This is a genomic window from Hoylesella timonensis S9-PR14, from assembly GCF_000762405.1.
In the GTDB taxonomy this organism is placed as follows: domain Bacteria; phylum Bacteroidota; class Bacteroidia; order Bacteroidales; family Bacteroidaceae; genus Prevotella; species Prevotella timonensis_A.
Map to the genome: position 1 here is coordinate 1 of NZ_JRPQ01000081.1, position 6,542 is coordinate 6,542.

The 6,542-nt window shown below is 42.7% G+C and carries 5 protein-coding genes; all 5 read left to right on the forward strand.

The features are described from left to right. Positions 1-366: 366 nt before the first annotated feature. The 5 genes from HMPREF9304_RS05570 to HMPREF9304_RS05590 are packed head-to-tail and all read left to right on the forward strand — an operon-like array spanning position 367 to position 6,272. Complete coding sequence (locus HMPREF9304_RS05570; RefSeq protein ID WP_036927239.1) at positions 367-1,239, forward strand: DUF8429 coiled-coil domain-containing protein; 873 nt, start codon at positions 367-369, stop codon at positions 1,237-1,239. Positions 1,240-1,257: 18 nt separating this feature from the next. Then, complete coding sequence (locus tag HMPREF9304_RS05575) at positions 1,258-2,745, forward strand: TolC family protein (protein WP_036927240.1); 1,488 nt, start codon at positions 1,258-1,260, stop codon at positions 2,743-2,745. 7 nt (positions 2,746-2,752) lie between these two features. Then, a complete protein-coding gene (locus HMPREF9304_RS05580) occupies positions 2,753-3,742 on the forward strand; it encodes an HlyD family secretion protein (RefSeq protein ID WP_008124308.1) in 990 nt (329 codons plus the stop codon). A gap of 45 nt (positions 3,743-3,787) precedes the next feature. After that, complete coding sequence (locus HMPREF9304_RS05585; RefSeq protein WP_036927242.1) at positions 3,788-4,951, forward strand: ABC transporter permease; 1,164 nt, start codon at positions 3,788-3,790, stop codon at positions 4,949-4,951. Between the two features lie 58 nt (positions 4,952-5,009). Next, positions 5,010-6,272, forward strand: a complete 1,263-nt coding sequence (locus HMPREF9304_RS05590; protein WP_036927244.1) for an ABC transporter permease — start codon at positions 5,010-5,012, stop codon at positions 6,270-6,272. Positions 6,273-6,542: the final 270 nt, after the last annotated feature.

Genomic DNA, 6,542 nt, shown 5'->3' on the forward strand with positions numbered 1-6,542 from the left:
TATTTGCGACCAACTTTGCCGTTGGATGATTTCACGCGAGTTTTGAGAGGCACTTTGTAAAGATAATTCAGCATTGATGAGCCTTCCATATTGCACAGCATCAATTTTTGAATAGGGTGCTTTTTGTTGTAAAAATATAAATCTTCAATGAAAGAACCGTAAGTGTTGAAGCGGACTATCAGTTAAAATTTTCGATTTTTTTCTAATGCAGGGTAGTTCGGTAATTATCAGATATTTTGACGAATAACTATTTATTTTTTAACTTAAAAAGACGAAATAATGAATTTAACATATTTACCAACACTAATTGTTTTGTTGTTCAAGATATATTCATTAAATTTGCATCATATTAATAAGTGATTAGTGATGACTAAAAAGGTTGTAATTCCCATTCTTGTTTTTATAATCCTATTGCTGGCGGGCGTAGGCATTTTAACCTATTATTTGTTTGAGCAAAAAGAGCAAAACAAAGAAATGCAAGCCTTGGCAGAGTTGGATAAGAAAGAAATGGAAAACGAATACCAGCGCTTCGCCAACCAATATAGCGAGATGAAGACGCAAATCAGCAACGACTCTATTATTGCACAACTCACCAAAGAACAAGAGCGAACCCAACAATTACTCAACGAACTACGGCAAGTGAAAAGCAATGATGCGAGAGAAATTGCACGCCTAAAAAGAGAGTTGGCAACAGTTCGTGCAGTATTGCGTAGTTATGTGCTCGAAATAGACTCGCTCAATCGTCTTAATCAAAATCTCACTGCCGAGAATACTCGTATTAAAGGCGAATATGAAGCTGCCAACCGGCAGATTGAAGGACTTAGCACAGAGAAGCAAAATCTTTCTGAAAAAGTGGCAATAGCCGCACAGTTAGATGCCATCAATATCAATATGTCCTTGCGTGATAAAAGAGATCGTTCTACTTCAAAGATGAAAAAAGCGAAAACTCTACAAGTTGATTTTAGCATTGCAAAAAACGTTACTGCAACCAACGGCATGCGAACGCTCTACGTTAGAATTGTCTCGCCAACAGGAACTGTGCTTGGTGGGGCGGGAACGTTCCCCTACGAAAATAAGAACTTACAGGCTTCTATGAAGAAAACGGTTGAATATGGTGGCGCCCAAACAAATGTCACAACTTACTGGAATATAGATCAAGCGTTAGTGGCAGGGAGCTATCAGGTGAGTATCTTCGCAGAAGGGAATATGATAGGATCAAGAAGTTTCACATTTAATTAAAGGTATTACATATTTATCATGAACAGATTGCTTACTATATTCGTGCTTGTGGGTACGGTGTTACCCCTTAGCGCACAGACCAAGCTCACACTGGACAGCTGTCGAGCGATGGCATTGCGCAACAACAAGCAACTGAATGTAGCCAGACTTCAGCAAGACGTTGCAAAGAACACTCGCAAGGCACTGCGTACGAAATACCTTCCCAAGGTAGATGCTATCGGTGGATACACATACTTCAGTCGGGAGATTTCCTTACTCAATGACCAGCAAAAGGCAGGATTTGGAAGCATGGGTACGCAGCTCAATAATGCCATTGGCGGAAAAATCTCTGGGAACATTGCAACGTTGGTACAGCAGGGAGTACTTTCTCCTCAAATGGCACAACACATGGGTGCTCTGCTTGGAACGATTGGGGAATCGGTCGCTAAGACTGGCAACACTATTGGAGGCAGCATCAATGATGCACTGCGAACCGATACTCGACAAGTATGGGCTGGTTCTGTGGTGGTGAAACAACCCATTTATTTAGGTGGAGCCATCATAGCAGCAAACAACATTGCTGATATCACAGAACAATTGGCTGCCAACGACCTAACATTGCGTACACAAACGACCATCTACGACATTGACCATGCGTACTGGTTGGTGGTATCACTCAATCAGAAACTAAAGTTGGCGAATAGCTATCGTCAATTAGTTGGCAAACTCAACGACGACGTTCATCAAATGATAGAACAGGGAGTAGCGACACGTGCTGACGGTCTAAAGGTAGAAGTGAAAGTGAATGAGGCTGACATGCAAATTACACAAGCACAAAATGGCGTATCACTCGCTAAGATGTTGCTTTGTCAACTCTGTGGTCTATCTTTAGAAAACGATATCACACTGGCAGATGAAGACAATGAAATGTTAGGAACGGTGATGACACCAAACAGCTATCCCAACACTGATCTTATCAGCACTCGTCCAGAATTAAGAATGCTACAAAATACCATAGATATAAGCAAGGAAAATACCAAGCTCGTTCGAGCTGCTTACTTGCCACACGTAGCACTTACAGGAGGATACATCATTTCAAATCCCAATATGTTTAACGGATTTCAAAGAAAGTTCTCTGGAATGTGGAACGTGGGATTGATGGTGCAAATTCCCGTTTGGAACTGGTTTGAGTGCGATTACAAGGTGCGCGCTACACGTACGTCCACCCAAATAGCTGAACTCAACATGAGTGACGTACAAGAGAAAATTGAACTGCAAGTTACACAAAGTAAATTCAAGTTCAAGGAGGCTCGTAAAAAGCTTGCCATGGCGTTAAAGAATATTTCGAGTGCAGAAGAGAACCTGCGATGCGCCAATTTGGGATTCAAAGAAGGCATTATGAACGCAACGGAAATCATGGCAGCACAAACAGCTTGGCAAAAAGCACAAACACAGAAAATAGACGCAGAAGTAGAAGTTAAACTTGCCGAAGTTGACCTCAAAAAGGCACTGGGCATCTTACAATAATAACATCATGTCGACAAAAACACAACACAACAATATCTTGCTGGCAATCTTAGGATTTGCCGCAGCCGTTATCCTCGTTGCCATCATCGGTTTCTTCACACTTGGAAGAACGCCAGAGATTGTTCAAGGAGAAGTAGAAGTATCTGAATACCGGGTATCAAGCAAGATACCAGGGCGTATTTTAGAACTCAGAGTGAAAGAAGGTGACTATGTTCGAGTGGGCGACACGCTTGCAATACTCGAAGCACCCGAAATGAATGCGCAAGAGCAAGCGGCTTCAGCGACGCAACAGGCTGCTGCTGCAATGAGCGATATGGCTGACAATGGCGCTAGAAAGGAGCAAATACAAGGCGCTTACCAACTGTGGCAACAAGCGCTTGCAGCATGCGACATCGCACAAAAGTCTTATCAGCGTGTGCAAAATCTCTTCGATCAAGGTGTGATGAGTGCTCAAAAACGTGACGAAGCCTTCGCAGCCTATAAGGCTCGTGAAGCGCAGGTAAAAGCGGCAAAGAGTCAATATGACTTGGCGAAGAATGGTGCACGAACTGAAGAAAAGCGTGCCGCTGCTAAACAAGCACAAGCTGCTCAAGGCGCTGTAAACGTAGTAAAATCGCTCTTGAGAGAAACCGTACAAATAGCAAAGGTAGAGGGTGAGGTAAGTACTATCTATCCTAAAGAAGGAGAATTGGTAGGAATAGGGTCACCCATCATGAGTATTTCTGTGATGAAAGACCTTTGGGGCACGTTCAATGTACGCGAAGATCAACTCAAAGGCTTGAAAGTTGGCGACACTTTCAAGGCTTACTCACCAGCTTTCGATAAAGAAATCAACATGAAGGTGTACTACATTAAAGACCAAGGGTCGTATGCTGTATGGAAAGCAACGAAGACTAATGGGCAATATGATTTGAAAACATTCGAGGTAAAGGCTCGTCCTATTCAGAAATTTGAAGGTCTCCGTCCTGGTATGTCTCTCATCATACGCGAGTCGTAGACGTATTTTTCCGCCTATTCAACATCAATTTTTTCAGTCAAAACAATGGTAAAAAGAATATTGCAAATAGCCTTGCGCGAATGTGGAATACTGATTAAAAACCCCATGTACGGGTTTTGTATGATCATATTCCCACTGCTCGTCATATTCTTTTTCACCTCTTTACTGAACGAAGGACAACCTGTAGAGATGCCAGTAGGTGTTGTAGATCAAGACAACACACCCACTTCTCGCCGTTTGATACGAAACTTGGATGCTTTTCAGAATACTCAAGTGGTTGCGCATTATCCAAACATGAACGATGCCCGACAGGCGATGCAGCGCAATGAGATATATGCGTTCCTACTCATACCCAATGGTACGACCGAAGGCATGGTGAGTGTGCGCCAACCAAAGATTTCCTTTTATTATAGTAGTGTAACACTCGTTGCTGGATCTACCTTGTTCAAGGATCTGAAGACCATTACCACATTAGGCTCGGCAGGCGTGTCAGCAGCCAAACTATCAGCGATGGGGAAAACTGACGGGGAGATACGAACCTTTTTGCAACCCATTGCTCTCGACCTACACATGGTCAACAACCCATGGGCGAACTACAATGTCTACCTCAGTACCACGATGATTCCAGGCGTGCTTATGCTTTTTATCTTCCTCATTTCTGCTTACTCGATAGGAACAGAACTTAAGTTTAAGGAGTCGAAAAAGTGGTTGGGGATGGCTGATAACAACATCTATGTGGCAATGATGGGTAAGATGTTACCACAAACCATCATCTTTCTCACCATATTTTACGCCTTCGAGGTTTATATTTATTATGTGCTTCAATTTCCACATACAGGAGGTTTGCTGACTATTTTAATCACTGGACTGCTTGCCGTGCTTGCTTCACAAGCGTTCGGAATCTTCATTTTCGGACTTGTTCCCTCGCTTCGAATGTCAATGAGCCTTTGTTCTCTATGGGGAGTGTTGAGCTTTACCACCAGTGGTGCTACCTTCCCAGTGTTTTCCATGAATCCTATGATAGAGGCAATGGCACAGCTTTTCCCGCTTAGGCATTATTACATGCTCTACCAGATGTGCATCTTCAATGGATTTCCGTTAACCGACGCATGGTTCAGCCTGTTGGCATTGGGCATCTTCATCATTCTGCCCGTGTTTACGATGCGAAACATCAAACGAGCGATGCTTATTTATAAATACATCCCATAAAACATTTCAGGGCAAAAACCTACAACCTGTTAAATCATTCAAGGAGCAAAAAATTACAATGAACGACGGCTTATTATATAGAATCAAAGAAGGCATACAGGATATGTGCTACATCTGGATGAAGGAAATCCGTTCATCGTTCACCGACGAGGGCGTTTTGATATTCTGCATCTTGGTACCACTTCTCTATCCTCTGCTCTATTCTTGGGCCTACAATAACGAAGTGACAAGGAACGTTCCTGTGGCTATCGTCGACTATGCCAACTCACAGTTAAGCCGAGAATTCATTCGTAGTATTGACGCATCACCAGACACCAAGGTTGCTTACTACTGCAACAGTCTCCCTGAAGCGCAAGATTTGGTAGCCAAACAGGTGGTACATGGCATCGTTTACATACCCGAAGACTTTTCAAAAAAGATATATAGAGGTGAGCAAGCACACGTGAGTGTGTACTGCGATATGAGTCTTATGCTCACTTATAAAGCCATTTTACAAAGCGCACAAGCTGCAGCCAGTAGTCAAAACACAAAACTCCAAGTACAACAAACAGGAGGGTATACACAGCGAGATGATGAAATTGCCACCCAACCTCTTGCTGTAGATGAAGTACAAATCTACAACTCAACGGGAGGATATGGCAATGCCATCATTCCGGGAGTGCTGATGATGATTATTCAGCAAACGCTACTCTTGGGCATTGGCTTAGCTGCTGGTACTGCAAGAGAGAACAACAGATACCAAGACTTGGTTCCTATCAGCCGCCATTATAATGGCATCTTTCGTATCGTGTTAGGGAAATCCATGGCCTATTTCATGCTTTACATCGTACTCGGTACTTATTTAGCACTGGCGATACCCAAGTTTTTTGGTTTTACCTCATTAGCCACAGAGAGTTCCCTCATCGGATTACTTGTACCTTATATACTCGCTTGTATATTTTTTGGAATGACATTATCGTGCCTCGTACGCTATCGAGAAAACGTAATCCTTTTAGTTGTATTTACTTCCATACCCCTTTTGTTCATGACTGGGATATCATGGCCGCAGCATAACATACCAGGAATGTGGCAAGGAGTATCGACTCTCTTCCCCTCTACCTTTGGTGTACGGGGATTCTTACGTGTTCATAGTATGGGAGCTACGTTGGCTGACATCCGTACCGAATATCAAGCACTGTGGATACAGGTGTTAGTGTATTTCATACTCACTTGCCTTGTGTATCGTTATCAAATCATTCATACTCGTCGCCAAGCGATTGACCGCTTCGAATATTTGAAGAATAAGGCAAAAGCAGCTAAAGAAAGTAAGGGAAACGACTAAGTCTTGAAGAAATTCTCTTTACGAATTCTTCCCCTGAAACAAACATCTATCAAGAACAGAAACGATAAAGAGGAGGTTCGTGAGTTCAGAATTGACACGAATCCCTCTCGTGGGAACAGTCCTTGTAAAGTGAAGATTTAAGGCTGGTTCTATAAATTACCACCGCACATAGTCATGAAATGTTTATGAAGTACGTTTTGTTTTCTTTTGGCTTCTTTTTGGTTCAAAATGTAAGTTCGTTCAGTCGTGTAGCTCGCTACACTCCTTCAC

Excerpts from the sequence above, each read along its gene's own strand:
- HMPREF9304_RS05570 (WP_036927239.1), top strand. The coding sequence starts at position 367 with ATGACTAAAAAGGTTGTAATTCCCATTCTTGTTTTTATAATCCTATTG.
- HMPREF9304_RS05575 (WP_036927240.1), top strand. The coding sequence starts at position 1,258 with ATGAACAGATTGCTTACTATATTCGTGCTTGTGGGTACGGTGTTACCC.
- HMPREF9304_RS05580 (WP_008124308.1), top strand. The coding sequence starts at position 2,753 with ATGTCGACAAAAACACAACACAACAATATCTTGCTGGCAATCTTAGGA.
- HMPREF9304_RS05585 (WP_036927242.1), top strand. The coding sequence starts at position 3,788 with ATGGTAAAAAGAATATTGCAAATAGCCTTGCGCGAATGTGGAATACTG.
- HMPREF9304_RS05590 (WP_036927244.1), top strand. The coding sequence starts at position 5,010 with ATGAACGACGGCTTATTATATAGAATCAAAGAAGGCATACAGGATATG.